This is a genomic window from Brevibacillus fluminis, from assembly GCF_003710825.1.
Classification (GTDB): domain Bacteria; phylum Bacillota; class Bacilli; order Brevibacillales; family Brevibacillaceae; genus Brevibacillus_D; species Brevibacillus_D fluminis.
The window spans coordinates 1-26,785 of the sequence record NZ_RHHQ01000001.1; the positions used below are offsets into that span (position 1 = coordinate 1).

General features: G+C 48.5%; 21 protein-coding genes and 5 pseudogenes. 7 read left to right on the plus strand and 19 right to left on the minus strand.

Going from position 1 to position 26,785, the window contains the following annotated elements; translation table 11 throughout:
• The 5 genes and pseudogenes from EDM56_RS32170 to EDM56_RS00025 all read right to left on the minus strand — a co-directional run.
• A pseudogene (locus tag EDM56_RS32170) lies at nt 1-169 on the minus strand (hypothetical protein); the annotation flags it as partial.
• Between the two features lie 12 nt (nt 170-181).
• Nucleotides 182-1,207, minus strand: a complete 1,026-nt coding sequence (locus EDM56_RS00010) for an ABC transporter permease (protein WP_122915833.1) — start codon at nt 1,205-1,207, stop codon at nt 182-184.
• A 14-nt stretch (nt 1,208-1,221) separates the two neighbouring features.
• Nucleotides 1,222-2,838 carry an ABC transporter substrate-binding protein gene (locus EDM56_RS00015; RefSeq protein ID WP_122915834.1) on the minus strand — a complete coding sequence of 539 codons (1,617 nt, stop codon included), beginning with the start codon at nt 2,836-2,838 and terminating at the stop codon, nt 1,222-1,224.
• 27 nt (nt 2,839-2,865) lie between these two features.
• Nucleotides 2,866-4,422, minus strand: a complete 1,557-nt coding sequence (locus EDM56_RS00020) for a hydantoinase/oxoprolinase N-terminal domain-containing protein (protein WP_122915835.1) — start codon at nt 4,420-4,422, stop codon at nt 2,866-2,868.
• A gap of 13 nt (nt 4,423-4,435) precedes the next feature.
• Entirely contained in the window at nt 4,436-5,506 is a 1,071-nt protein-coding gene (locus EDM56_RS00025; RefSeq protein ID WP_122915836.1) for an S-methyl thiohydantoin desulfurase family protein, read from the minus strand.
• Nucleotides 5,507-5,830: 324 nt separating this feature from the next.
• Between EDM56_RS00025 and EDM56_RS00030 the strand changes: the two genes are divergently transcribed.
• A complete protein-coding gene (locus tag EDM56_RS00030; protein WP_122915837.1) occupies nt 5,831-6,253 on the plus strand; it encodes a tetratricopeptide repeat protein in 423 nt (140 codons plus the stop codon).
• A gap of 63 nt (nt 6,254-6,316) precedes the next feature.
• Here the strand turns inward: EDM56_RS00030 and ku are convergent, their stop codons facing one another.
• The gene (ku, locus tag EDM56_RS00035) at nt 6,317-7,216 is read right to left on the minus strand and encodes a non-homologous end joining protein Ku (protein WP_122915838.1); all 900 of its coding nucleotides are present in this window, start codon (nt 7,214-7,216) and stop codon (nt 6,317-6,319) included.
• A gap of 211 nt (nt 7,217-7,427) precedes the next feature.
• Between ku and EDM56_RS00040 the strand changes: the two genes are divergently transcribed.
• On the plus strand, nt 7,428-7,994 hold the full coding sequence (locus EDM56_RS00040) for a hypothetical protein (protein WP_148040340.1): 567 nt from the start codon (nt 7,428-7,430) through the stop codon (nt 7,992-7,994).
• Nucleotides 7,995-7,999: 5 nt separating this feature from the next.
• On the opposite strand, the gene EDM56_RS00045 is transcribed toward EDM56_RS00040, so the two are convergent.
• Nucleotides 8,000-9,685: a methyl-accepting chemotaxis protein gene (locus EDM56_RS00045; RefSeq protein ID WP_246009202.1), complete on the minus strand. Its 1,686-nt coding sequence runs from the start codon at nt 9,683-9,685 to the stop codon at nt 8,000-8,002.
• Nucleotides 9,686-9,956: 271 nt separating this feature from the next.
• On the opposite strand from EDM56_RS00045, the gene EDM56_RS00050 reads away from it, so the two are divergent.
• Complete coding sequence (locus EDM56_RS00050; protein ID WP_122915841.1) at nt 9,957-10,436, plus strand: hypothetical protein; 480 nt, start codon at nt 9,957-9,959, stop codon at nt 10,434-10,436.
• Between the two features lie 73 nt (nt 10,437-10,509).
• Nucleotides 10,510-11,553 (plus strand): DUF3231 family protein, encoded by a 1,044-nt coding sequence (locus EDM56_RS00055; RefSeq protein WP_122915842.1) that lies wholly within the window; start codon nt 10,510-10,512, stop codon nt 11,551-11,553.
• Nucleotides 11,554-11,640: 87 nt separating this feature from the next.
• Here the strand turns inward: EDM56_RS00055 and EDM56_RS31260 are convergent, their stop codons facing one another.
• From EDM56_RS31260 to EDM56_RS00075, 5 genes are all read right to left on the minus strand, one after another.
• Nucleotides 11,641-11,811, minus strand: a complete 171-nt coding sequence (locus EDM56_RS31260; RefSeq protein ID WP_183192232.1) for a hypothetical protein — start codon at nt 11,809-11,811, stop codon at nt 11,641-11,643.
• Between the two features lie 23 nt (nt 11,812-11,834).
• The gene (locus tag EDM56_RS00060; protein WP_246009198.1) at nt 11,835-12,530 is read right to left on the minus strand and encodes an ABC transporter permease; all 696 of its coding nucleotides are present in this window, start codon (nt 12,528-12,530) and stop codon (nt 11,835-11,837) included.
• Entirely contained in the window at nt 12,523-13,446 is a 924-nt protein-coding gene (locus EDM56_RS00065) for an ABC transporter ATP-binding protein (protein ID WP_122915843.1), read from the minus strand. The genes EDM56_RS00060 and EDM56_RS00065 overlap by 8 nt, the downstream gene beginning before the upstream one ends.
• A gap of 83 nt (nt 13,447-13,529) precedes the next feature.
• Complete coding sequence (locus tag EDM56_RS00070; protein ID WP_122915844.1) at nt 13,530-14,471, minus strand: sensor histidine kinase; 942 nt, start codon at nt 14,469-14,471, stop codon at nt 13,530-13,532.
• Between the two features lies 1 nt (nt 14,472).
• Nucleotides 14,473-15,198, minus strand: a complete 726-nt coding sequence (locus tag EDM56_RS00075) for a response regulator transcription factor (protein ID WP_122915845.1) — start codon at nt 15,196-15,198, stop codon at nt 14,473-14,475.
• Between the two features lie 101 nt (nt 15,199-15,299).
• Between EDM56_RS00075 and EDM56_RS00080 the strand changes: the two are divergent.
• A pseudogene (locus EDM56_RS00080) lies at nt 15,300-15,713 on the plus strand (MFS transporter); the annotation flags it as partial.
• A 95-nt stretch (nt 15,714-15,808) separates the two neighbouring features.
• Here EDM56_RS00080 and EDM56_RS00085 read toward each other — a convergent pair.
• From EDM56_RS00085 to EDM56_RS00100, 4 genes are all read right to left on the minus strand, one after another.
• Nucleotides 15,809-16,639, minus strand: a complete 831-nt coding sequence (locus tag EDM56_RS00085; protein ID WP_122915846.1) for a methyl-accepting chemotaxis protein — start codon at nt 16,637-16,639, stop codon at nt 15,809-15,811.
• 13 nt (nt 16,640-16,652) lie between these two features.
• Complete coding sequence (locus EDM56_RS00090) at nt 16,653-18,029, minus strand: DJ-1/PfpI family protein (RefSeq protein WP_122915847.1); 1,377 nt, start codon at nt 18,027-18,029, stop codon at nt 16,653-16,655.
• A gap of 166 nt (nt 18,030-18,195) precedes the next feature.
• Entirely contained in the window at nt 18,196-19,551 is a 1,356-nt protein-coding gene (locus tag EDM56_RS00095; RefSeq protein WP_122915848.1) for a sensor histidine kinase, read from the minus strand.
• 161 nt (nt 19,552-19,712) lie between these two features.
• Entirely contained in the window at nt 19,713-20,258 is a 546-nt protein-coding gene (locus EDM56_RS00100) for a hemerythrin domain-containing protein (RefSeq protein WP_246009199.1), read from the minus strand.
• Nucleotides 20,259-20,616: 358 nt separating this feature from the next.
• Here EDM56_RS00100 and EDM56_RS32155 point away from each other — a divergent pair.
• A pseudogene (locus EDM56_RS32155) lies at nt 20,617-21,323 on the plus strand (Crp/Fnr family transcriptional regulator).
• Between the two features lie 17 nt (nt 21,324-21,340).
• Here EDM56_RS32155 and EDM56_RS00115 read toward each other — a convergent pair.
• Nucleotides 21,341-22,096: pseudogene (locus tag EDM56_RS00115) on the minus strand (MFS transporter); the annotation flags it as partial.
• A gap of 522 nt (nt 22,097-22,618) precedes the next feature.
• Here EDM56_RS00115 and EDM56_RS00120 point away from each other — a divergent pair.
• Nucleotides 22,619-23,863, plus strand: a complete 1,245-nt coding sequence (locus EDM56_RS00120; RefSeq protein ID WP_122915850.1) for a serine hydrolase domain-containing protein — start codon at nt 22,619-22,621, stop codon at nt 23,861-23,863.
• 367 nt (nt 23,864-24,230) lie between these two features.
• Here EDM56_RS00120 and EDM56_RS00125 read toward each other — a convergent pair whose 3' ends face one another.
• Together EDM56_RS00125 and EDM56_RS32010 are read right to left on the minus strand one after the other, a co-directional pair.
• Nucleotides 24,231-24,692, minus strand: a complete 462-nt coding sequence (locus tag EDM56_RS00125; protein WP_122915851.1) for a VOC family protein — start codon at nt 24,690-24,692, stop codon at nt 24,231-24,233.
• Nucleotides 24,693-25,558: 866 nt separating this feature from the next.
• Nucleotides 25,559-26,785 (minus strand): annotated as a pseudogene (locus EDM56_RS32010) (collagen-like protein); the annotation flags it as partial.

The following is a 26,785-nucleotide window of genomic DNA, read 5'->3' on the forward strand; positions in this document are numbered from 1 at the left end:
AGAAATGGTCCCCCGATGGAGCGAGCAGCTTTTGCTCGAGATGGACTTCCTGTTGAATATCTTGCGGATACGGCAGCAGGAGCGGACCGATGAGCGCGACAACCAGCAGGATCGCAATGATCACGACGCCGGTCAGCGCCAGTTTGTTCGTCTTTAAAAACGTTATCATCCAGATCCCTCCTTACGCTGTCTCGCCCAGCTTGATCCGTGGATCGAGCAGAACCAGCAAGATGTCGACGAGCAAATTGACCAAAATATACGAAATGGTAACGAGCAGCGTGATGCCCATCACCGCCGGATAATCCGATGAGAGAATCGCCTGAGATGCGTACATGCCGAGTCCCGGCCAGCTGAACACCGCTTCGATCAGAAATGTGCTCGTCAGCGCATAGGCAAACGTCAAACCGAGTGACGTAACGGTCGGCGACATCGCGTTCTTCAGCGCATAAAGAAACACGCGTTTACGGCGCGATACTCCGTAGGCTTGCAGCACGCGCATATATTCCTCTCCCATGACCTCGACCATCGATGAACGAATCATCCGGGTGACCAGACCGATCGGATACGCGGCCATCGCAAGCGCGGGCAAGATCAAATGCAGCAAAGCATCGGTGAAAAAGTCCCAATTGCCCTGCATCAAGGAGTCCAGCAAATATGAACCGGTTTTCTCCTCGATCGGGTACAGCAGCGCCACATCCGTGCTGACACGTTCGCCAAGCGGCAGCCAGCCCAACGTTTTGAAGAACACCAGCTGCAAAATCAAGGCAAGCCAGAATGTCGGAATCGATACACCGCCGATGCTGAAGCCGCGGCTCAAATGATCGACCCATGATTCCTTTTTGACGGCAGAAATCACACCGAGCGGAATGCCCACGATAATCGCGATCAGCATCCCGGCAAAAATCAGCTCCAAGCTGGAGGGAAGAAACGTGAGCAGCTCATCCAAAATCGGCTGGTGGGTGCGAATAGACTTGCCCCAATCCCCCGTCACCAAGCCTTTCATGTACGTCGCGTATTGAACGTAAAGCGGTTGATCTAAGCCAAGCTCGATTTTCGCCGCCTGGATTTGTTCAGCTGTCGCATGCGCTCCAACCCAGCGGGCAGCCGGCTCTGACGGAATGACGCGAGCGATAAAAAACGTTATCAGGGACACCCCCACCAGGACCAGAAGTCCCAGCAGGAGGCGTCGTATGATGAAGCGAACCATCAGCGATCACACCTTTATTCTCGATAGGTATCGTAGAAGAACACGACGTTCGGATAGGCAGGGTTGTCGACATAACCTTTGAACTTGGCGGAACGCACGCGCACATACTCCAAATCGTAGACAGATAACCCTGGCACCTGATCGATCAGTATTTCCTGCGCCTGTTTATAAAGGGCAATCGCTTTGCTGCGGTCCAAACCCGATACTTTTTTCGCCTCCTCGACCAGCTTGTCGTATTCGGGGTTCTTGTAATAAGCCAGGTTGAAGACAATATTTTCTTCTGATTCATACAGGTTTTTCATAAAGCTGTACGGATCGGCGTAATCCGGATACCAGTACAGGAGAAAAATGTCCTGACGTTTCGTTGGGTCCTGGGTTTTCGCTAGATCCCATTGCGCATCCCACAGCATGCTCTTCAGTTCGACATTAAAGCCGATTTTGCCAAACTCCACCTTCAAGAGCTCGGAGATGCGGCGCTCGAATTCGTCGCCGGATAGATAGGTCAAGGTCAGCTTGCCACCGGTGACCCCCGCTTCCTTCAGCAGCGACTTGGCTTTCTCGGGATCGTAGTTGTACTGCGCAAGTGTAGCGTCATAGCCCCACAACCCTTTCGGAATGCTCCCGCGCGACTGCTCACCGGCTCCCACCAAAATGTCTTTGACGATGGAGTCATACGGGATCGCATAGGCGAGCGCTTGGCGTACCTTCGGGTTGTTCAGCGGCGCTTTTTGCGTGTTGAACTGCATGATCAGCTGCTGGAAACTGTTTGTCTGCTCGACGGTAATGTCCGGATTTGCCCTCATCGCTTCAATCATTTCGATCGGCATCTGGTCGGTGAAATCCATTTTGCCCGCTTCCATCATTTGTTGGCGTGTATTGGCTTCCGGCGTGGTTTTGAAGACAACCTTCTGGAAGTTGTTCGCTTTCCACCCTTGCCAATAGTCAGGGAAATCCGTCAAAATCAGCTCGCTACCCTTTGTCCATTTTTGCACCGTATACGGGCCGGAGCCTACGTCGTGCCCTTCGTTGACCCATTGCTCGCCGTTTTTATCCAATGCATCGGCGTCAAAGATGAAGGCGGCATAGCCGGAAGAAGAAACGGTGTCCAATGGAGCGGAGTATTTCAGTTTGAATTCCACGGTGTGTTCATCCACAACATTGATCTTGTCAACGGAATCCCAAATGGAGGCAGCACCTTTGCCGCGTTTGATGGTGCGCTCAATTGATTTTTTCACGCTGTCGGCCGTCATCGGCGCGCCTGTGTGGAATTTCACGTTTTTGCGCAAGTGGAATGTCCACGTAAGTCCATCCTTGGAGACGGTGTAGTCTTCCGCGAGTTCTTTATCGAATGATTTGGTTCTCGGGTTATAGCGCAAAAGGGTTTCATACATGTTGTTCATCGCGATGATTTCATTGGCGTAACTGTCACTCGGGTCCCAGAAGGTCATCGTGTCGTCGTGGAAGCCATAGACAGCGATGCCGCCTTTCGGTTCACCGCCCGCCGCCCCGCCTTCCGTTTGTACAGCAGACCCACTTTGGCCGGTTGTTGCTTGCGGTGCCTTTGGGCTGCTGCACGCTGCAAGCCCAGCGATCAGTGCGATCATCAGACCGGTTCTCCATACCTTTTTCATCTGAATGCCCCCCTTTGTCTCTTTTTTCTATATCGAAAGCTCCCCGACAGCCTTGACCCGAATGCGAACGGCATTGCCCGGCAAGTAGGCAAGCGGCACTTCCTCCATATCGACGATCACAATGCTCTCTTCTTTGGCGCCGGCTGCTATCGCTTCGCTCATCGCTGCCTGCTGCGCATCAGCCACCGCCTTCTCCCTACCCCAATCGACGATGGAATAGATTTTCTCGATTTGCCCGCTGACCTGGGCGATGGTGACGCCGATTGCATTTGCCACATCAAAGTTGGCGGGGCGAATCACTTCCGAAACGCCAGCCATCCGATCCGGCAACAAAATGCTGCCACCTCCAACCAAAATGGCGGGAACAGGGTCTGCCGAGGTTTTCATTTTGTCGATCGCCTCTTCCACCAGCTCAACCATGCGACGGTAAGTGGTATCCACATCCGGTTTGGGCAGATGATTTACTTTGGCGGGATCGCCCAGTGAGGCTTGTCCGATCGCCACGGCGATATCCGTTGCCGTCAGCGTATCTCCGCCAAAAACCAGCCCTTTTTGCGGCAGCTGGTAGCCAACGCTATCCGGTCCGATCTGCACCGCAGCTCCCAGCTCACGAATGCGCGTCCCGCCGCCAAGCCCGAACGACAGCAGGTCGGGCATGCGGAAGTTGGTGCGCACGCCGCCGATTTCCGCCACCAGGGACGATTCACGCGGAAAGCCTTGAACAAGCACGCCGATGTCGGTCGTGGTCCCGCCGACGTCAATGACCAATGCATTCTGCACATTTGACAAATACGCGGCGCCTCGTATGCTGTTGGTCGGTCCCGAAGCGATGGTCAGCACAGGGAAGCGAAGCGCATAGGAGGAGCGCATCAGCGTGCCGTCGTTTTGGCTGAGAAAAATTTGCGCATGCTGGATGCCGTTTTCCATAAGCGAGCCTTCAAAGCCATCTACCATCCGCCGCGCCGCTGCCACCAGTGACGCATTGAGTATGGTTGCGTTTTCACGTTCGAGCAGGCCAATGCTGCCGATCTCATACGAAAGGGAAAAATGAACAGCTTCGCCCAGCTCTTCAGTGAGTATCTCCTTGGCACGCAGCTCATCTACCGTATCAACTGGCGAATTCACCGCAGTGATGGCCACCGCTGCCACTTTGCCGCACCACTCCCGGCCGATTCTGCGAATATTCGCTTCATCAAGATCGGCAATCCGCTGGCCGTCGAATTCATGTCCACCCGCCACAATCTCGCTTCCGACAAAAACCGCATCCATCAAGTCCTGCGGCCAGCCGGTAAACGGCGGGATTGCCATGGTAGCAGGGGCCCCGATACGCAGAACGCCGATGCGGGACAAACCGTGCCGCTCCACGATTGCATTGGTGCAGTGTGTGGTGCCGAGCATCGCATGGGTGACCTGCACCGGATCAATCCCGCTTTGTTCCATGCAGGCCGCGATCGCTTTTTTGATTCCTGTTCCGATATCTTCTGTTGTCGCTGCTTTTACCTTGACCACCAATTCCTGCTGCTGATTGAGGATCACAGCGTCTGTATGTGTTCCGCCTACATCTATGCCAATCCGATATTTCATGGTGGAGCCCTCCTTACACCTGTAACGGGATATAGTCGATGTCATAGCCGAAATAGCGCGGTCCCGCTGTTTGCAGGCCTTTTTCCGTCCGCCACTTTGCATCGCACGGCATAGCGACAATTGCCGCACGATTACCGTACCGGAGTACCTCTGTCGTAATCGGAAAACCTGTCTCCAGGTCGAGTATCATGATCAGATCGGGAGTGGTCACTACTGGCTGTTGATCAATCGTCGCCACCAGGAATTCATTCTGGAAGCTGATCATCGCCTGCTTCCCCTGATAACGGTTAATGCCGTCAAAATACACTTCTCCTCGGGTAAAACCGCCGGCGTTCCTGCGCAGCAGGTTGTTGATTTTCCCCTCAAACAGCAGCTTGCCTTCGAGCACATCAACCAAAGCAGCGATTGGATTCTCGTTTCGGTGCCGCAGTCCATGTACCGTCTCCCCGATCTTTTCCGCAAGTGTAAGCGTATGGTGAATCCCTTCCGCTTTCAGCACACGCCCCTGCATCAAATTGCTGCAGACCATCACCGATCCACCCATCGCGATCAGGGCGGCCCGGATAATCCGTTCGTTCCACTGATTATCGATCCCGGTCACAATCAGTGTGTTTCCTTTCTCATCCGCAACCGACAGGGGTGCGGATTGCAGCCCGGCCAGATGGAAAGTAACCATCTGCAGTTCAGGAAAGGCACGTCCAATGCCATCAGTGTCCACTACAGGCAAGCCCGTAATCGCCCCCAGAACGAGTGGCACGATGGAGTTAACGCCCCCTATCTCGATCGGATAGATGGCCTTGATTTCCTTCTCGCTATATTCACAAATCGCTTCAAAAGCGCGGATCACTTCCGTCCCGCTCGGAATTTTTTCAACCAAGATCGATGGGGCACCCGTCATCGAAGCCGAAACGACCCAATCATCATCGCCCACTTCTTGTGGTGACAACAACGTCACCGGACCGTATTTTTCAATAGCCGCCATCGCCATCAGTTTGCCAACATGCGGATCACCTCCACCTCCTGTTCCCAATACAGCAGCCCCTGCAGCGATGTTTTCTAAATTTTGTTTGTCAATGATTCGCACAGCTAACCACTCCTGTTTCGTATATTCGCAAGCGAAGCTTCTCTTACGTGAAAATCACAAATTGACATAATTGTCTGTTATATACCAACGAACATCCCCCCTCATTGCGTTAATTTCATTACCCTATCAATTCTAAAAAGATTTATTCTCGATCTCTTTATCGAAACCACGATATTTCCGGCGAATATTTTGTAATTTTCACAAAAACGAACAACTTTTTCCGTAATAAAAACCGATGTTGTAATGTTATTTTCAGGAAAACATTCATTTTCCGATACTACTAGTAAATGAAATCTTATTTGATGACGGTCAGGAGAGATAACGGTGCAACTTTCAGATTCCACCTTTTCCGAAATCGCAGCTCTGTCAAAACAAGGCGATGATTTAGTGAAGGCAGGCGATCCTGAGGCCGGGAAGCATAAATATATTGAGGCCCTTCGCTTATTGCCGGAAAATCATCGAGAATGGGAGGCAGCTACGTGGTTGTATGTGGCTATTGGGGACGTTCATTTTCAAATGAAGAATTACGATAAGGCATTCAAGTGCTTTTTTAATGCTGTACAGTGCCCGAAGGGGTTGGGCAATCCCTATATTCATCTTCGACTAGGACAGCTGTATTACGAACAAGACAACCTCGAAAAGGCGGCGGACGAGCTAACGCGCGCTTACATGGGTGCGGGTATTGAGATTTTTATGGAAGATGACCCAAAGTATCTGGCGTTTTTGGAGACCAAAATAGAAATTTGAAAACATGAGCATAAAAAAGCCCCTCTCACCAGAGAAGGGCTTTTTTACGACAGCTGATTTGTTCTACTCCACTTTTCGTTTCCTGCGCTTAGGCGTTGGTGATAAAACTTTTGTGCCGCTTTCAATTTCGGTCGGTGCTGTAACAACCGGCTGCTCTCTTCCGGTGATCTTTGGGGCTTCCGTTCGTTTTTCTTCTGCAACATTTAGGCTTCTTTGGAGGGCTTCCATGAGATCTATGACGTTATTCATGCGAGTAGTCGATTCAGGTTGTTCAATTTCTTGGTTCTGAACCTTCGCCTCAATAAGTGTCTTGAGCGCTTCCTCATAATTGCTTTTATAGTCACCGGTGAAGTCCTTGCTGATTTCTTGAATCAATTTTGTGGCCATTTCCAGCTCCGTGCTGCTGACCTCGATTCCTGCGATCCCTTCGATGCCAGGAACTCCTTGGACGGATCGCACTTCGGCTGGATAATGGATGATATTCATGAGAAGACAGTTTTCATGTAACCGAATCACCGACAAATGCTCACTTGTACGAAAAGCCACTTTTGCAACGGCTACTTTGCCTGTTTGATCCATGGCGTCATGCAGCAGCTTATACGGCTTCCCGCCATATTCTCCTGGCCCTAAGTAGTACGATTTTTCGTAGTAAATGGGGTCGATATTATCTTTATCTGTGAAGTGCAGAATCTCAATGGTGCGCAATGTCGGCAACGGCAGCTCATCTAGGTCGTCGTCCGTGATGATGACATAGTTACCAGGAGCGTACTCATACCCTCGAATGACCTCGGATTGTTGAATCTCCCGATCACATACCGGGCACCATTTCTTATACTGGATTGGATGTTTGCATTCCTCGTGCAAGGAGCGAAAGCTCGTTTTATGATCTTCTGTAGCTTTATACAACGACACCGGGATGTTCACAAGGCCAAAGCTGATACTGCCTTTCCACATGGACCGCATCTGCATGCTCCTTTTACCTTTTTGATATATCATCCCCAATCCGACTCATCGCACTCACTCACACACGCTTCCAGAAAACACCTATGCTACTTTTTTTAGTGCGTCGCAAACTAGTAAGGGCTGTACCCATTCGAAAAGGTACAGCCCTGGATGCATTTGAACCACTCTTGCCCACTTTACTAATGGATGGTGTTGAAAGGTGCTGGAAAGGTTGGATGAGCTAAAAGAAAAAGCGAAGGGAACGATATTCGAAGCATTCGTGGATGACCAAGTGGAAAATTATAAACAAATCAAGCAAAAGGAATTAAAAAAAGCACAAATAAATAACAAATGGATTGATCAAGCGGATAAGCTTTTTAATTTGTTTGAGGATGTTTGCAACAAGTACAAGCCAAAGATTGAAGCATTTGCTTCACAGGTTGTATTCGTTGACAACAGAGATGATGAGGGCAGTGTGTCATTTGCCATTACCAATTTTAAATCGGAGACTTTTTCCTTACAATGCGCCGATCTGCACAGCCTCAATGATGATTACCAAAAGCTTGAGGACGATGAGTACGTTGAAACATTGGATGTAGGGAACGAAGTGGGCGGAGTACATTTCTTTTTTTATCCTGGTGAAACCATAAAAGAGATTTTGTACTCCGAAACCTTCACCACTTCCAAGGCAGCGAATCTATTTACAAAAGCTGTTGAACCCTTGATTCTGGAGCTTTTTCAAAAATGCTTTGATCTTGAATCACTTCTAAAAGCCACGGAGCAGCAAGAGGAACTATGAGTGCTTTACACCGTGAATTTCCCTATCAATAACTGCAGCTCCTCCGCCCTCTTGGACAATGCCCTCGAATACCCGGAGACTTCCTCCATAGAGGCGAGCTGCTCTTCTGTTGCAGCCGATACTTCCTGTGTCTCTGCCGAAACTGTTGCGGTGACCTCGGCTATTTGAGCAATTGCCTCGACAGCTTGGCCCGTTCCCTCCGCTATAAGGCGCGAGGATGCCGACACCGCTTGAATCTGATAGGCGACTTCGTTCACGGAGCGCTGGATCTCTGCAAAGATCTCACCTGCCGCCGTCACCAGCTGGATCCCTGCCGTTACTTCCCGCTTCCCGTTATCCATCGTGGCTACTGCCATGCTCGTCTCCCCCTGGATCGCTGCAATCAGTGAGGCGATTTGCCGGGAGGACTGGGAGGATTGCTCCGCCAGCTTCCGCACTTCATCGGCAACCACCGAGAACCCCCGCCCGTGCTCGCCTGCACGCGCCGCTTCAATGGCTGCATTCAATGCCAGCAAATTGATTTGTGCTGCAATGCTCGTACTGACTTCCACAATCTGTCCGATTTCTTGAGAGCGCTGGTCAAGCCCCTCGACGACTTCTGCCAGTTGGCTCATGGTTTGGTGCACGGCGCCTACCTGGGTAACGGCTGTTTGCATCCCCTGATTTCCAGCTACCGCCATTTCCGCCGCTTGTAAGGCAGTTGATGTAACGGTTTCTGCGCTGCCCGCAATCTGTTGAACGGTTGCGGAGAGCTCGTGGATCTTTCGCGTACTGCTTTCTACATGGAACAACTGCTTTTCCGTTCCTTGCGCCACACTCTGGATCGCATGTGCAATCTGCTCGGTAGCCTTGCTCGTTTCCTCCGCGCTTGCGGACATCTCCTCCGAGGAGGCGGTTACCATTTCTGCATTGCTTCTAACCTGACTGATTAACTCGCGCAAATTGGCAAGCATGCGATTGAAAGAGTGGCTGAGCTCCCCAATTTCGTCCTTGGACTTGACTTGAAGCTCTTTCGTCAAATCCCCTTCTCCCTCGGCAATCTCACGCATCTGCAGGTTGACCTTCCGGATCGGCTTCACGATGGAACGATAGAGCATCACGCCTGTGACAAGCCCGAACAAGATGGCTAGCGTCAAGATGACCCAGCGTGCTACCGCTTTCATTTTCTCACTCTCTTCCATAAGAGCAAGAACGTCGGCTGTCGTTTTCTCCGACGCATCGACATAGGCTTTCACATCATCATCCAGCGCCTTCCGCGTCTCGCGTTCCATGCCAAAATGCATGGCGAGGGCTTCTTCCTTTTTCCCAGAACGATAGGCTTCCTGAATACGCTCACTGGAGCTAAGAAAGTTCGTGAACCTCTCCTTTATCTTCGCAACGTGGTCCTCCCCCCCTTTCTTAGGCAGCATGGATTCTAATTTTGAGAAATATCCTTTCACATCATCCGCCTTTGACCCGATCTCATTCAAATACTCTTCTTTTCCGGTTAGCAGATAGCCCCGCTCGTCATTGGAAATGCCCGTGATGCGGTATTGGGTGGATTTCAGCAGATAGGTGATTTCCTGACTATCCATCAAGCCACCGTAATCCTCTCTCATTTGATTGGTGAGAACATTATTCGCAACGGTGAGCCCAATTATAATGCTAAGTAAAACGCCGACTGCCACTATCACTTTACCCCTGATCTTCATTGCCACGTTCGCCCTCTCTATGGTGTAGGAATATGCATACATTTCTATCTCTTTCCCTCTTTCACAAACAACCAAAACCTCAAATAGAGGTAACGAATCAAAGTGTGAATTTTTCGCACACGAAAGCAGACATCTACCCAAACAGGGGCAACTCCTGGGCTCTTTTTTTCCAAAATAAATCACGGCCATTTTGCCATTCTAATAAACAAAGAGAAGCATAATAAAGTTCACATGGAGAATACTTCATATAGTCAAGGGAAGGGAAGGAAAATTGATAAAGAGCGCAGCAATAGAGAAAATATTGTGGAGTATTGCTCTACCTGGATTTGGTCAATTATTAAACGGAAAGTTTTTAAAAGGCCTAACTTTACTGGGTCTTGAATTCCTTATCAACCAGAAATCCCATTTAAATCAGATCATCATGGCAAGTTTTCAAGGGGATATTCCGTTAGCAATTCGATTAACGGATTATCAATGGCTTATGTTTTATCCGTGTGTATATATGTTCGCTATTTATGATGCTTACCGCGATTCCTTTTCAGAAGATATTCCCCCTTACTCGGTTTTTCCATTTGCCTTCACAGCCTTTTTCGCAACAATCGGCGTTATGTATTCCCCTAACTTTCGAATCTTTGGCGTGCTTTTAGGTCCCGTATGGTTGCCGATCCTGCTATGTTTTCTCGGTATTCTCGTAGGGGAATTTTTGCAAGTTCTTTTTAGAAACAAATTACCTCCAACGCCCCATCCATAAATAGGAAACATATTTCTGCTCTTGACTGGTGAAAATTTTAAAAGAATACATTCGCTGAACGGAGGAATTCGTTGTGGAAACCATACAGGATGTGCAAACTAGTCCATCTACTCAAACTGATAATGATAAATTAACGTCCGCCGAGCAAGGTAAGCTTTGGGCTACATATGTCGGGAATACAATGTCGGTTTGCGTGTTGAGTTATATGATGAATCACGTTGAGGATAAAGAAGTCAAGATGGTTCTGCAGAATGCATTGCATCTGTCCGGACAATTTATAAAATCGATTAAAGAGATCTATAACCAAGAAAAATACCCGATTCCCGTAGGATTCACGAAAGAGGATGTCGATATAACGGCGCCAAGAATATTTGAAGATGACTTCTACCTACACTACTTGAAATATGTTGCAAAAGCAGGAATTAGCCTGTATGGAATCGCAATTCCGTTGGCAACAAGAACGGATATTCGGCAGTTCTTTACGAATAGTATGGACCAGACAGTCAAACTAATTAATTTGGTAAACAGTGTATTGATAAAAAAAGGGCTCTTAGTCAAGCCACCTTATATTCCTTATCCTGAAACGGTGGATTTTATCGACAAACACAGCTATCACAACGGCTTTTTTGGTCGAGTCAGACCACTGCAAGCTCTGGAGATTACGCATCTTTACGATAACATTGAAAATAATGGGACAAGCAAAGCGGTTTTAATTGGCTTTAGTCAGGTAGCGAAATCTAATCAGTCAAAGGCATACTTTCGGCGAGGGCTAGAAATAGCCACCAAACATTACGATACTTTAAGCACGATCATGCAAGAGGAGGGGTTAACATCTCCTCCCATCATTGACCAGCTGGTGACAACCTCCACTGTTTCCCCCTTTTCGGACCGATTAATGCTGTTTCATAAGTTGGATATGTATGCAGTTAGAGTTAGAGCTTATGGCAATGCAATGTCTATGTGTGCAAGACATGATGTGCTTGCAAAATATGCTCGTTTACTTGTGGAAGTTGGAAATTATGTGGAGGATGGATCGAATATCTTAATTGATCATGGCTGGTTGGAGCAGCCGCCTCAAGCAATCGATCGTGAAGCCCTGACCTCAAATCGAAAGTAAATCCCTTACTCGACGAGGGCTGTCCCAAGGTCCAAATGAACCTTTTGAGACAGCCCTCGTTTCATTTTATCCCGATACTCCTGTCGCTTACCGCTTCTTCCTCGCGAACACTAACCCGAGTACGGACAGGACTCCTAAGCCGGCAGCACTATACGTGTTGATGAGCACTTCCTGGTCCCCCGTTCCCCAATACCGCAGTCCGTTAAAGACCAACGAAGCGACGCTAAGCAAGAATACCCATTTAAATACTTGATTCATAACGATCTTCTCCTCCCATTCCGCTACTTGAGCACGTCGACATGTTCGATGTTACGAATCGATAGATACGCAACTGCTACGCCGAGGAGTGCTAGACCAATCGGTACCGCTATGAGGGAGTATAAGGTGAAGCCCTCGACATTTTGGCATACGAGCCCCACGACGATGAGCGACGATACGATGGTGGCCGCGCTGGATTGCTTGCGCATGCCGAAGTACAGTGGAATCAGACTTAAGAAGCTGGTCGCCAGTGCGCTCATGACGACCGTCAGCAGCGATTTGGCAGCAACTGACCACGTGAACGTTCCCGGAACAACGGACGCGAACAGATTGAATATGTAAAATCCAACGCCAACAAACAGGTTCGACGCAATATCCGCAATTAGCGTAAACAACACGACGACGAGCAGCTTTGCCGCGATGAGCTTTTTGCGATTGATCGGGTACATGAACAGCACCATGATCGATTTTTTCCGGAACTCGTCAATAACAAGCCGAGAAATGAGCACCGACGCGAACACGATATACGTCCCCCGAACCAGCGTATCGATGACGGTGAACGCCATGTCATAGCCCGTGAAAGGCATCTTTTGTTTCATTTCCGCGTCCAAGCTGATCGAGCAGATAAGAACTAAAATCACAACGTTGGCGATCAACGCCGCCCGCATGTAAGACCAAATACGAAGCTTACGCATTTCGAGCTTCATGAGCTTAAGCAACAACGCCACCCCCGTTCAGGATGGACAGGAAATAATCCTCGAGCGATCCTTTTTTCTTATGTACCGCTTCGATTGCAACATCGTGCATCACCAAACCCTTCATCAGCTCGCTTTGCGGAATGCGACAATCGTAAATGCGGATTTGGCCAGCATCAGTAATGCGGACATTGGATATATGCAAATGATTTTCTAGCACGTAAGCTGCTTTACTGCTTTCGTTCGTTGTGATTTCGATATACTCCGTCGTTTGCTTAGCGATATGGTCCATCGAAACCTCCTGCAGCAGCTTCCCGTCGTTCATGACGGCGATCGTGTCGGCGATCAGTTCGATTTCCCCAAGAATATGGCTCGAAATGAGAAGTGTGATCCCATATTGCTTGCACAGCATGACGAATAGATCGCGAATCTCCTTGATTCCTAATGGATCGAGACCGTTAATCGGCTCATCGAGGATAAGCAGCTCCGGTTTCGTCAAGATCGCCCGCGCGATGCCAAGTCGTTGCTTCATCCCAAGAGAAAACTGCTTTACCGCTTTCTTATCGATCCCCTTCAAATTCACCAGCTCAAGCGCCTCGTTGATCGACTTTTTGTTATGGTAACCCATGTATTCACAGTGCAGCTCCAAATTTTCGCGGGCAGTTAGTTTATCGTAAAAAATCGGGTTTTCGATGATCGTGCCCATCCGACCGAGCAGCTGGTACGAGGTATCGGTCAGCCTCTCACCAAAAATTTCGATTTCGCCTGCCGTCGGCTTCACCAGGTTAGTGATCATTTTCAGTACCGTTGTTTTACCCGCTCCGTTCGGACCAAGCATGCCATATATTTCGCCTTGCTTGATGTTCAAATTGACGTTCGAAACAACTTCCTTACCCCCATAAGCCCGAGTCAGTTGCTTCGTTTTTACGATATGTGTCATCGTTCGATGCCTCCCTCATTCGTTACAAGCTTTATTGTAAGCACCGAATTTTGCTTTTTCCTTACCTGATTCTTACAAATTTCTTAAGCTGTGAAAGGGATTCGTTTCAGCTTGACGGTAAACATCGTTTTGTCGTAAGGCTTGCTCTGGATGTGGATCGTCCCTCCCTGCGCTTCGACAAGCCTTTTCGTAATTGTCAGCCCGAGACCGCTGCCCTGATATGATTTGTTCCGGGAGTCCTCTAGTGTGTACATCCGCTCGAACACCCGGTCCTGATGCACCGCGTCGATCCCTTTCCCCCGGTCCCATACGTCTACGTACACAAACTCGTCGTCGCCCCGCAAAGTTAATCCGACCTCCATTCCCTCCCCGCCATGAAAAATCGCATTGGCGATCAAATTGTTCAGGACGCGGTCCAGCGCTTCCATGTTCCCCCACGCAAGCAGCAGCTTGTCCGGGATCTCGATAACGACTTCGAAGCCTTTGACCGTCAGCGTGTCGTAAAAGGCCAACATATTTTTCCCACAAATATCGTTCATGTGAATCGAGGAAAGCGGAATCGGCTTGTCCCCCGACTCCAGTCTCGCCAAATCGAAAAACTGGCGGATCAGCTCCAGCACCTCGTTTGCCTTATCGTGCACCTTGGACAACAGAACCTTTCGTTCTTCCACGTGCATATCCGGGTCCAGATTGATCGTTTCGATGTAACCAAGCACGACAGTAAGCGGCGTCTTCAAATCGTGCGAAATGTTCGAGATCATTTTCCGTATCGACTGCTCCATCTTCAGGAAATTCGCCGCCTTTTGCTGGTTGTGCTCCAACAAATGATTAATTTCGATCAAGACCGGTATCAATGCGCGATCGTCCGTAAAAACGAGCAGCTTTTCGCTTGTGCCATCCGCGATAATTTCGTGTAATTTGTTGTGAATTTGCTCCAGATTAGAGCTTCTTGCTCGATAGGCACCGTATTGAATCGCAATCACGATAATCAAAACAACGACGAGAACAGCTAGCACGATCACCATGTCATTGTCCTTCCCACTTGTAACCAATGCCCCACAGCGTCTTGATATACCTGGGTTCGGATGGCTGTTCTTCGATTTTTTCGCGCAACCGGCGGATGTGGACGTTAATGACGTTTTCGTCGCCGTAATATTCGTCGTTCCATATAAAACCGTACAGCTGCGCCTTCGTGAACACGCGATTCGGATTCGTAGCGAACAGCTTCAGGATTTCGAATTCTTTGGCAGTCAACTTCAGTGCGACATCGTTTTTCGATACTGAAAAATTGTCCAGATCAATGCGAAGTGCGTCGAATGTCAGTACTTTGGCTTCCTGGGGCGCCTGATCTACGACCGCAGCGGCGGCCTGTCCGGCAGTTGAATACGTCGTGGCGCGGCGAATCGCTGCTTTGATCCGGGCAGACACTTCAATGAGTGAAAACGGCTTCGCGATGTAATCATCAGCACCGAAGCCGAGCCCAATCGCCTTATCGACGTCGCTGTCCTTCGCCGACATGATGAGGATCGGAACCGCGCTGTTTTCTCGGATCAGCTTAATCACCTCGATCCCGTCCAGCTTCGGCATCATAATATCGACAATGACGATATCGAAGGCGCTTTGCCGGAACAGCGTGATTCCGTCCAAACCGTTAAACGCCGCCGAGACGTCGTAGCCTTCTTTGACCAAATAATTTTGCAGCATTTCGACGATTTGGGTATCGTCCTCGATCAGTAATACGCTGTATGGCATGATGTTCTCTCCTTACCTTTTCCATCGTAAAAATTATAGCCCTGGGCAGACGGTATGCATAGGCTTCACGTAAAAAAGCAGAGAGACCATCGTTTTAAATGGGCGTTTCTTTCACGCTAATCAGGGGAATGCTCTTGCACATCGCAGCTTTCCTGTTATTATCTGTCGTTGCCGTTTCTCTAAAGAACTCTTTGGTAGTCATTGTTGTCGTCCTGGTATTATGGTCATTTGCAGCATGGTCGACCGGTCCTACGCAGCAATATAATTTGATCCGAATTGAGCCGAAATATTCGGGAATCATGCTCGGGCTCAACCAGTCGATGATGCAATTATCGATGGCAGCAGGAGCGGCAATCGGCGGCCTCGCCGTGGATCGGGTATCCTTATCATCCCTCACCTGGTTTGGGACGATCGGTGTGGCAATTGCAGTCGTGGCGTCGTTATTTTTATTTTCATGGATCAGACAAGAGGCAAGAAAAGAAAGCATGCCACAAGAGCATGCTTTGTCAGACTGATTCAGGTGCTTCCCAATCGGCAAACCAGCCGGAGGTTCCTTCGAACGAATGAAGAGGCGGTTTCCCGTCTCTTCTTCATGTAATCGATGCAGTTGTCAGGATTTCACTTTTAGCAAATCCGTTACAAAGCTATTTAAAGTGTCGTTCACCTGATTTAATTCTTCCGTCAATTTCGTGAATAATTCAGAATGAACCGCGAGTTCGTTGGAAGATTGACGAATATCATTCATGCTGTCGTTCATACCTATAATTGAACTTTTCATTTGTTCTAAAAAGGCACCGATTTTCTTCGAAGATTCATCAGAATGACGAGATAATTTTCTTATTTCAGTGGCAACAACTGAAAATGTTTTCCCATACTCGCCAGCTCTCGCAGCCTCGATAGCCGCATTCAGACCGAGTAAATTTGATTGTTGCGCAATACGATGGATAAACGATATGACTTCATCCATACTCTCGGTATTTTGCAAGCTCGCCGTGGAAGTCGCGGATATTTCCTGAATCGTAGCCGAGAGTTGTTCAGCATGTGCTGTGATAGAGTGCGTTTGATCTCCGATTGTATTCGCAATTTGATCCAACTTCCCGATAATATCCTTGAGTAAGTATTCTTTATGCAAACTACACCCGAAACCAAGCGATCCGATCCATTGTCCGGTATCGTCAAACAACGGATATCCAATCGCTCGAAATGGCGGTCCATACTCTGGTGGAGATATCATCTCCATCCTGCCTTTTGATTTTTTTATGTTTCCAAACAAGTCATAATCCAGGAAAGGCTGACCGATCGTGATACCGGCATTGAGTGATTTTGAAGGAGAAAAGTACACATACTTTTCGGTGTCAGTAACCGCCACCATAATGTCATCGTCACAGAAGATTTTGGTAAGTACAGGGCCAAGCGAAATTGCCTGTTCTAGACTATTCATTTTGTTATCCTCCTTATGAACGAGCCAATGATTGATGGCGACCTCTTTTCACTTTTCGAATGAATCGTCTATCAATATAGAAAGCAATAAGCAATGCTGCAAAACTAAGTAAAACTGGTATTCCGAAAGCTTCAAAGGAAAATGGGTTGCCTACAAAGGAAAGATTGGTCGCACGATATTCCAATCGCTTGAGTCCATATTTAGCGGTTAGGACGTCCTCTTGCTTGGCTAAATCTTCAAGCGGAGCATCAAACATAAATCTGTCTTCGTAGCCGCTGTGAATGAGCTCAGGCACCACGTTATTTCCTTTTTCGTTCCACTGCTTAACATCTGCCGCAGCTAAAGACTCCGCCTCCACTCCAGGAACGAACATGCGATCAAGCTTCGGCGCATTCGCCATTTGATAGCGGGTAACTAGGTTAAGGTGATACTTCGTAACGATTGGCTGTTTGGCGTCTGAAATCGTATAAACCTTTGTCGTTCCAGAAGCTGCATAGGTATCAAAAATCGTAGATAGCGCTCCGTCATCCATCCCGTTATACAACAATACCCCTGCGCTTTTTTTGTTCCATTGGAATGCTTGGTTGAACGTAAAAATCATTTCGGTTCGATCAACATAATATGGGTCTACCTTCGGATTTTTTACGAAATGATAAGTAGGGTAATTCATCTCTTTCGCTATTTTCTCCGCCATCGGTTCGCCTAATTGCTGTGAAATCACATAGAGGACGGCATCGATTCCTGAAGTGAGAGCTGCTGAAGAGACGATGTTCCCGTCCGCGACATAGTGCACATCCCTTCTCCATTTTGTTTCAGGATACTTATTGATTTCTTGATAATCAAAACTTTTCCAGTCGGTCGTTGCTTCTTTCCCTTTTAATAAACCTGTATCGGCCAGATTCAGCCCTCCAGCACAAATGCTTAACAGCTTCGTATCGGAATGTTTTTGGATCCATTCCCGGACAGGCTTATACTTTGCTTCGTCTCCCATAGGCATCGCCGGGATTACAATAAGGTCGGGACTTTTCCCTAATAATCGATCCAGTTCATCAAAAGAATAGTGCGGCATCAGATCCAAGCCGCCAGTGAGTGTTTTGATGTTTTTGTCTGGGGCAACTGCATATACGTTATAAGCCTCAGTCATCGCAAACATTTGATACGGAACCATAAAATCAAATACTTCTGTCGTCGGATTGGATAAAAGGACAGCTACTGTAGGTTTTTTCGGATTATGTTCAGGCACGCTCACGCCTTGCAAAGCAGGGATTGGTGTTTGTCGAGTGGGATTCCAGTATCCCTTATTGGAACCAATATACCCAAACGCACTGATCCCTCCGAAAAGAATAACGAACGTCATTACATAGACAACGACACGTACTAATACCTTCATCTTTCGATTCCCCTCTGATCAAAATTTTTCGTTTTTGTTTCCGTTATGTTTCCATGGGATTACTATAAATCAGCCGTGTGAACGCAATATGAATGGACATGAACGACAAAAAAAATACCGCCCCACGCAGGGCGATATTTTTTCATAAGTATGATTCATTGGTTTTCTAACTCTCACGCGGAAGTGTGACTGTAAAAGTTGTTCCGGTACCAAGACTACTGGATACATGAATTTCTCCGTTATGCATATCGATGATTTGCTTGACGATGGATAGCCCAAGCCCATTTCCCTTTACAGAACTACTACGGGCTTTGTCCACTTTATGAAATGGTTTAAAAATATTGACAAGTTCATCTTCAGGGATCCCGATTCCACTGTCTGTTATCGATACGATATGTTGATGAGCTTTCCCCATCGCTTGGATGCGTATCGTACCGTGAGGAGCAGTAAATTTGATCGCATTGTTCAGCAAGTTAATCCACACCTGATCCAGTTGATCTTTGTCCGCATGAACGGTTATTGCCTCCACATCAACATCCATGTTGATTGCTTTTACGGTCCATAAAGGCTCTAACGTGATGACAACCTTCCGCAGCTGCTCATCCAATCGGTATTTGGTAACCTTTAATGGATGCTGCTCCTGCTGTAAATACGAGAGCTGAAGCAAATTTTGCCCTAAGCGAGATAACCTCTCGCTCTCCTCCTCGATAATCGTCAAATAACGGAGACGGCTCTCTTCGCTCATTTTCTTCTGCTTTAACGCTTTCGTAAATCCTGAAATTGAAGTTAAAGGAGATTGAATCTCATGAGAAACACTCGAAACAAAGTATTGTCGCATTTGATCCAGCTTCGCAAGCTCTTTTGCCATTTCATGAAAACTCACGCTTAATTGACCAATTTCATCCCTACGATTCATAGGAAGATTCGCAGAATCAAAGGTCCCTTTTGCCATCCTCTTCGTTGCTTCCGTTAACTTCATGATCGGATTGACTACATAACGAGCGGCAATCAAAATCAGAAAGCTACCAATAAACAGGACAAGAACATATAACGCATGGATCCAAGGCATACTTTCTTGCTCTTTCTCTATCGCCTGCTTACTTAACGTGAGAAACAAAGCGTAGGGATCACCTTTCACAGAAAGAGGAACCCCCACCAATGGAAGACCTTGTGTTTCTGTATCGACACTGCGTGCAATGTTGCCACCAAGCACCTGCTTAATGTTACTCTGTTCCACATGCATGGGCTCTTTTTCCTCAAGCAGGGGCGAACCTGATTTATTGTATAGTTGGATTCTGTAAATAGAAAGACCGGCGAAACTATGCACAAACGATCCTAACTCAGCAGAATGGTTCGCCTGATAGGCTTCGATGATGGTTTTACCGTCTTTCACTAGTGTTTCTTCTATAAAATTTTGCTTCTGCTCTTCAAACATCCAAGTACTGACCATAAACGCTGCGAACAAGCTCAACATCACAATGCAAATAAAGACCAATACGACGCGTGTATACAGCGATTTCATCCTGATTCACCTCCAAACAACGCAACTTCTCAAAGCCTTCATTACTTCTAGCTCATGAATTGGATTTCCCGCCTGTCTTTCAAATAAATCTATTTTTCATCAAAAACCTTTAAAACGAAAGAAAGAGGCGGTTTCCCGCCTCATGGCCAAGCTCTGAAGTGCTAGAGAATCTGAAAAATCTCCTGTAACTGCTCTTTCTCTTCGTGATTTAACAACTGTTCTGCCATCGGGAACAAAACCTTTTCTTCTTTAAAGAAATGTTGAATTAATAGTTCCACAGACATTTGCAAATGAGTCAGGGCAGCTATTATTTCATCATGTTCGGCAGGCTTCCCTTTTTCAAATACATGCAGAAACAGCGTAAGGTTTACTTTTGCTTGACTATGCTCATGTTCCATTTCGGCCACCGGTCCCATTTCCCGTCCAATGTAAGTCACCATCATGGGAAACAACCCTTCTTCCTCACGCTTGGAGTGATGTTCCAGTTCCGTTCGAAACGCGGAACCCAACTCGTAAAGTTCCTTTAGAAATTGGCCGCTAACTGGTTCTGAAGACCGTTTCAATTCCTTTGCTAAATTTGTAAGTTGATTCATCTTCTCACCCAAGGACCGGTGTTCAACTAGCAATCTTTGCAAAGGCAGACACAAATTTCTCTTTCCTCCGAACTCTTGCATCATCCCCATACAGCCTGTGCGCAGTTGTTCCATAGACACCTCTCCCCTTAAAAGAAATCCCCAATTTCAAGGTTCGTTGCAAAAAGAAACGCGATACTCCAGTTGTCCCTGGTTGTCTTGCGTCACCATAAGGGTACCTTTATTTTCCTGTGTAAAAATCACCGGCCCATTCAAGATAGGTATCGCAACAAACTGATAAAGATTAAAATATAGCCGCAGATGCTCCTTATCCTCAGTGATCTCCCATTTTTCCAGCTTCCTTTCCATGGGAGATGCTGCGTGCGGTTCCGCATTCACAGCCAGATCCCGAATGGATGATTTTCCGGCCCTAATTCTGATTTCGGCTGATATAATGAGTGCACATGTATCTTTAAAGGTAAGGGGGACCCACATGACCGGAAATGGTATTACTTTTGTGGATCAGGTCACTCCCGATTTTGTCAAAAGTCTTGAAACACTGGCGATTAGCAAGATTTATACTCCCGATGCCATCTTGTTTATGGATGGTGATAAAGCAAATCAGTTATTTTTAATAACATCTGGCCAAATCAAACTGACAAAAACAACTAACGATGGAAAAGAGCTAACGCTGCAGATATTTGGCGCAGGTGAGCTTGTCGGCGTCTCTGGACTTTTTAACAGGAATTGACGTACACCTCCACAGGCACCATGTTGATGGCTGGTGAGGTGTGGATCATTCCCCGTCAAGGGCTGGAAAAAATGCTGATCAAAAACGGCCAATTCTGTGTAGAGTTCCTGCGATGGATGGGGTTGATGAGCAGGCGGATGCAGTCCAAATTTCGCGATCTGCTTCTCAACGGGAAGATCGGCGCCCTTTATTCCACATTAATCCGCATGAGTAACACGTACGGAAAGCCCCACCCGAACAAGATTCTCATCGACCTTTCTCTTACCAATCGCGATTTAGCCCAATTCCTTGGCTTGACCCGAGAAAGTGTCAACCGGATGTTGTCCGATCTAAAAAAACAGGACGTCGTCGATCTGCTCCCGCATGGACATATCTTGATAAAAAACCTTGCCTTTCTAAAAGAAGCTATTTTTTGTGATGATTGCCCTCCTGATATTTGTCAAATGTAAAAAAGTCTCGGGCCGACAAGCCACTCTCCCACCGGTCTTGCAAGCGTGGCGAGGAGAATGAAACCAGCTGTTCGCATACCAGCGTCCACTTTCTCGATTTGGAAGTGGCTGACCAAAAAGTTGGACAGGTAGACCGTGAAAGCGACGAAGCAACCAAACGTAATAAAGTAGAAAAGACTTACCAACCATAGCTTCTTATTTTTGTACACACTCACCAGTTGCTACCTTAGAGGGGTTACGACCTTAGGCTCATTCTTATCCCCCAAAAAGAAGGTGAGAAAAGCAAACCCTACCAGCAACACCATAAACATTTGTACGGTTGTGGCCCAACCAAAGCTTTTTGCCAGAACCGGTGCCGAAAATGTAGTGAGGGCCGTACCGATATTCCCCATACCGTAGATTCCGTTTATGGAGCCGTGCCTCTCTTTAGGGAAGTATTTAGGGAGAGAGGCGACACCAATGGAAAACACCGCTCCGCCGACTCACAAATCTGTATAGGTGGTTGCCTTGCTAATATAAAAAACGGGGGCCAACAATATGAGAAAGCTTATGCTGAAAAGCTTCCTCGCACCAAATCGGTTGCTCCAATATCCAATGGGGATTCTCAGCAGAGAACCAAGCAACACGGGAATCGCGGTAACCCACGCCACTTCGCCCGGACTCAAGGGAACCGTTTCCTTGATAAAAGGCATTAGTGATGACAGAATAACCCAAACCATGAAACCGACGACAGGATTTAACGTCTGTAACGGCAACTGCCATTTTTGAACCATACGATCACCCTTCACTTGGGAATAAGAATTGCTTTCTTCTCATTCCTTATGATAAGAGGCGATACATCTTCGGGATGTGATTTTTGTCACAACCTCCTGGTCACGGTCCCACAATTATGCTTTCGAGAAACCCCACGCTTTTTGGGTTTCTTTTTCATTCCCTCGATTTTTATATCAACCACTTATCTGTTTTTAATTTTTTTGCCCTCACAAGCACCGGCGACCGCACAATCCGGATCGCGTCTAGTTTCGGAATTTCACTTTAGCACCACCGACGGAGACGTATAAACCAGTTATTATTCCGTCAATCCGTTGATACCGATATGAATTGCCTCTTTTTTTGAATTGTAATATACCTAGAATATTACCTCGACAGACACAGTAATATGTCGTATGATGCAAATGTAGGGGGAATTGAATGCGCGGACATACGGATATCTTTGATGCATCAAACACGCTTTCAAGCATAGAGAACAAGAGCAAATTTTTAGGACTGATAAAAAGTAAAGAGAGGGAAACCAAATGAAAAAGAATACAACGGGACAAAGCAACAGCGGCTTCTCCGAAACAGGGCTGCGCAGAATGCGCGACGTGCTAGCACGGCATGTCGAGTCCGGGAAGATTCCTGGGCTCGTCGCCCTGGTCAGCCGGTACGGTGAGACGCACGTTGAAGCGATCGGCACGATGCGCCATGACGGTGGCTCGCCGATGCGCCGGGATACGATTTTCCGGATGGCGTCCACTTCCAAGCCGGTTGCGATCGCGGCGGCGATGATTCTGCTCGACGAGTGCAGGCTGCGGCTGGATGACCTAGTAGAGACGTGGCTGCCGGAACTCGCTAACCGGCGGGTGCTGAAGCGGATCGACGGCCCGCTGGATGATACCGTGCCTGCGCGACGGCCGATCACCGTACGGGACCTGCTGACCTCCACGTTCGGGCTCGGCATGGATATGACGTCGCTGGGCACTCCGATCATGGGCGCGATATTCGAGCAGGGGCTCACGCCCAATCTACCGGAGCCGATGCCCGATCCGGATGAGTGGATGCGCCGCCTTGGCGCGCTTCCGCTTATGTACCAGCCCGGAGAACGCTGGCAGTACCACATCAGCAACGATCTACTCGGCGTGCTCGTCGCCAGAGTCACGGGCCAGTCGTTTGAGACGTTCCTGCGTGAACGTATATTCGATCCGCTGGGGATGAAGGACACCGGTTTCCACGTTCCTGCCAACAAGATCGATCGGCTGCCGCCCCTCTACACCCCCGACCCGCAGACCGGAGAGTTCATCGTGTGGGACGAATCCAAAGGGGGACGCCACAGTCAGCCTCCAGTGTTCCAGGGCGGCGGCGGTGGGCTGGTCTCCACCGTCGATGACTACCATACCTACTTCCAGATGCTGCTGAATCACGGGATGCACGGGGGCGAACGGATCTTGTCCCGGCCCGCCGTCGAGCTGATGACCACCAACCGCCTCACGACCGAGCAACAAGCCGCCCGAAACGCCATGGCCGCGAACAACGTCCATGTGTCATTCGGCCAAGGGCAGCACGGCGGCTGGGGCATGGGGATGGCGGTGCGCACCTACCGTGGCGACTACGCGCCCATCGGTCAGTTCGGCTGGGACGGCGGAAGCGGTACCTCTACCTACGCCGACCCGGACAACCAGCTCACCGGAATCCTGCTCACCCAGGTCGGGATGTCCACTGCTGATTCGGCGCGGGTTATCCACGACTTCTGGACCATGGTCTACCAGGCAACCGAAGACTGACACCGAGCCCGCGCTTGGTACACACGCCCTCAACCCATGACACCCAATGGTCTGTCTCTTGGCAGCCGATTGGAAGCAAAAGCTGGTCGTGTGTCGGTATGTTTAAACCATAGACGGAGCGTCAGTCGGAGGTCAAAAAAGACTTGTACCATGTGAAATAACATCCTTTGACACAACAAAGAGGCGGTTTCCCGCCTCTTTTACAAATTCAATCTCATCTTCTCAAACTTCTTTCTCCTCTGCCCTACCTTCTTACGATTACCCCGCATCCCATTTAAGGTGGCGACTCCAAGTTATTTAAGATATGATCCGTTTTTTTTGACAAAAAAAGCGGCCATTGGCAGCATAAAAAATCTTACATAGGTAATCAGTTTGGCTGTTGAGTGACAAGTATGAAGGTCACACCGAATTTGTCCGTAACAGTACCAAATGCTGGACTAAAAGGAACTGTTTCTAAAGGGGCGATTACCTTACCACCATCCTGCAAGGCTTCAAAGATCCGCCTTGTTTTCTCCACGTCACGTATTAAGATGTTGAGAGCTACAACAGCTTGATAGGTAGAGTCCAAAACGGGTGCTTCTTCTTTGTCATTAACTGTAACTCCGTTAGCAGAATGTTGGTTGGGTGCATCAAATAACATGAGTTCACTTTCCTCAATTCTTAGAAGCGCATTCGATACACGTTCCTTTAAACTATCCGGACAAGGTATTGGCATCTCACCGTAACTTTGGACATGCAGGACTTTAGCTTCCAGGACTTTTTCATAAAAGTGAATTGCTTCTCTTGCGTTACCATTCATCACTATGCAGGGGGTTAAATGCTGGGGCAATGTAATCATCTCCTTCGATTTTTGCAAGCGTATCACAAAAATTGATTACTCATTTCTTTTCGATTGTTGAATTTTGTCTCCGGAACCCTGATAGCGGATCGATACTTAGCTCGTGTGATTCGATGCTTACCTTTTATGATCCTCCAACGGGGACAATAATTATCAAACCGTTAGACGTGAAGCATTCTTTTTAGACGAACCCATTGGCTCTGCAAGATGTATATTCAAATCAGTCGATTCGGCTTTCGCTTTCCTCTGCCCAGTCCGTCGGTTGCAGGGACCTTTCATGTCGACATGATCATGTATATATTTCTTTTTTGTTTGCTTTATTGCGGGATATAGGCGGAAATTAGTCTATGGTTATTAGAGAGATTAAGAACGCATGTACACGAGTTAGGAAGAAAAGGTAAGGAAGACGTGCACCATGTAAAATAATCATCCTTTGAAACAAACAAAATAGGCGGTTTCCCGCCTCTTACCCAATCCTACGCAAACCTTTCCTCTTTCCAGGGATCACCGCACTTAATAATAGGTAACCATCCTAAGGTGTATTGAGTAAATGATATTGTCCCAACATCATTTGCTGTACCATCAAATGTTAGAGCTTTTAATGAATAGGTAACACCTCAGCCCCTGGTGTTAAAGCAACGTGGTTTACAGCAATCGCTTGGAAAGTGTTATTTCGTCACGTGTTTATTAATGCTAATATTCTCCCCGGAGAATTTGTAATTTCGCCATTGTTGTCCCTGCTGTTGATTCCCATCCAAAGATACTGGTTAACCAGATCCTGCTGCTTGCTGAACAAGCTATGGTTTTGTTTTTGAAGTGAGTTCCGCATCTCTCGCTTGAATTCGTTTCAAACAACCTTATGGAACTATTAAAGCTCCCGTAAAAGTTATTGCGCCAACAGCATTTGCCGTCCCAACAGTTGTTAGCGCCTCTAAGGAATACGTAACATTTCCAGTTCCAGGGGCTGAATCAACGTGGTTGATGCTGGTAGTTTCAAATATGTTATTTCCGTTCCCGTGATTATTAATGCTGAAAATCACACTTGCTCCTCTAAGAACTTGTAATTGAACCATTGTAGTACCTGCAGTAGATTCCCAACCAACTATTCCCGTTAACCAGACACGGCCGCCCGCGGGGATACCCGTTATCGTGATTGTCTTTAATGTTGTCGGTGTAGCACTAATTGGAATTGCTGAGCTTCCAGCTGTATTTGGAGAATTCTCTGAGACCTGAAACTGTTGGAAAGCTCCGGTGGGGCCGGTGGCTCCCGTTGGACCCGTGGCTCCCGTTGGGCCGGTGGCTCCTGCTGCTCCTGTTGGGCCTGTTGGGCCTGTCGCTCCCGTTGGACCGGTGGCTCCTGCTGCTCCTGTTGGGCCGGTGGCTCCTGCTGCTCCTGTTGGACCGGTGGCTCCTGCTGCTCCTGTTGGGCCGGTGGCTCCTGTTGGGCCGGTGGCTCCTGCTGCTCCTGTTGGACCGGTGGCTCCTGTTGGGCCCGTCGATCCCGCCGGGCCAGTGGCCCCCGTTGGACCCGTCACTCCTGTTGGACCGGTTGCCCCCGTTGGACCCGTCGATCCTGTTGGGCCCGTCGATCCCGCCGGACCGGTTGCTCCCGTTGGACCCGTTTCCCCTGTTGGACCGATTGCTCCCGTTGGACCGGTTGCCCCCGTTGCTCCTGTCGGACCGATTGCCCCCGTTGCTCCTGTCGGACCGATTGCCCCCGTTGGACCCGTGGCTCCTGTTGGGCCGGTTGAGCCCGTTGGACCGATTGCTCCCGTTGGACCCGTTTCCCCTGTTGGACCGGTTGCCCCCGTTGGACCCGTCACTCCTGTTGGACCCGTCGATCCTGTTGGGCCCGTTGAGCCCGCCGGACCGGTTGCCCCCGTTGGACCCGTCGCTCCCGCCGAACCGGTTGCTCCCGTTGGACCCGTTTCCCCTGTCGGACCGGTTGCCCCCGTTGGGCCCGTGACTCCTGCTGGACCCGTTGCTCCCGTTGGACCGATTGCTCCCGTCGGACCCGTTTCCCCTGTCGGACCGGTTGCTCCCGTTGGGCCCGTGACTCCTGCTGGACCGGTTGCTCCCGTTGG

Bases quoted from the DNA above. Each gene is read 5' to 3' on its own strand.
- EDM56_RS00010 (WP_122915833.1), bottom strand. From the start codon at position 1,207: ATGGTTCGCTTCATCATACGACGCCTCCTGCTGGGACTTCTGGTCCTG.
- EDM56_RS00015 (WP_122915834.1), bottom strand. From the start codon at position 2,838: ATGAAAAAGGTATGGAGAACCGGTCTGATGATCGCACTGATCGCTGGG.
- EDM56_RS00020 (WP_122915835.1), bottom strand. From the start codon at position 4,422: ATGAAATATCGGATTGGCATAGATGTAGGCGGAACACATACAGACGCT.
- ku (WP_122915838.1), bottom strand. From the start codon at position 7,216: ATGCGGTCCATGTGGAAAGGCAGTATCAGCTTTGGCCTTGTGAACATC.
- EDM56_RS00045 (WP_246009202.1), bottom strand. From the start codon at position 9,685: ATGAAGATCAGGGGTAAAGTGATAGTGGCAGTCGGCGTTTTACTTAGC.
- EDM56_RS31260 (WP_183192232.1), bottom strand. From the start codon at position 11,811: ATGAATCAAGTATTTAAATGGGTATTCTTGCTTAGCGTCGCTTCGTTG.
- EDM56_RS00065 (WP_122915843.1), bottom strand. From the start codon at position 13,446: ATGACACATATCGTAAAAACGAAGCAACTGACTCGGGCTTATGGGGGT.
- EDM56_RS00070 (WP_122915844.1), bottom strand. From the start codon at position 14,471: ATGGTGATCGTGCTAGCTGTTCTCGTCGTTGTTTTGATTATCGTGATT.
- EDM56_RS00075 (WP_122915845.1), bottom strand. From the start codon at position 15,198: ATGCCATACAGCGTATTACTGATCGAGGACGATACCCAAATCGTCGAA.
- EDM56_RS00085 (WP_122915846.1), bottom strand. From the start codon at position 16,639: ATGAATAGTCTAGAACAGGCAATTTCGCTTGGCCCTGTACTTACCAAA.
- EDM56_RS00090 (WP_122915847.1), bottom strand. From the start codon at position 18,029: ATGAAGGTATTAGTACGTGTCGTTGTCTATGTAATGACGTTCGTTATT.
- EDM56_RS00095 (WP_122915848.1), bottom strand. From the start codon at position 19,551: ATGAAATCGCTGTATACACGCGTCGTATTGGTCTTTATTTGCATTGTG.
- EDM56_RS00100 (WP_246009199.1), bottom strand. From the start codon at position 20,258: ATGGAACAACTGCGCACAGGCTGTATGGGGATGATGCAAGAGTTCGGA.
- EDM56_RS00120 (WP_122915850.1), top strand. From the start codon at position 22,619: ATGAAAAAGAATACAACGGGACAAAGCAACAGCGGCTTCTCCGAAACA.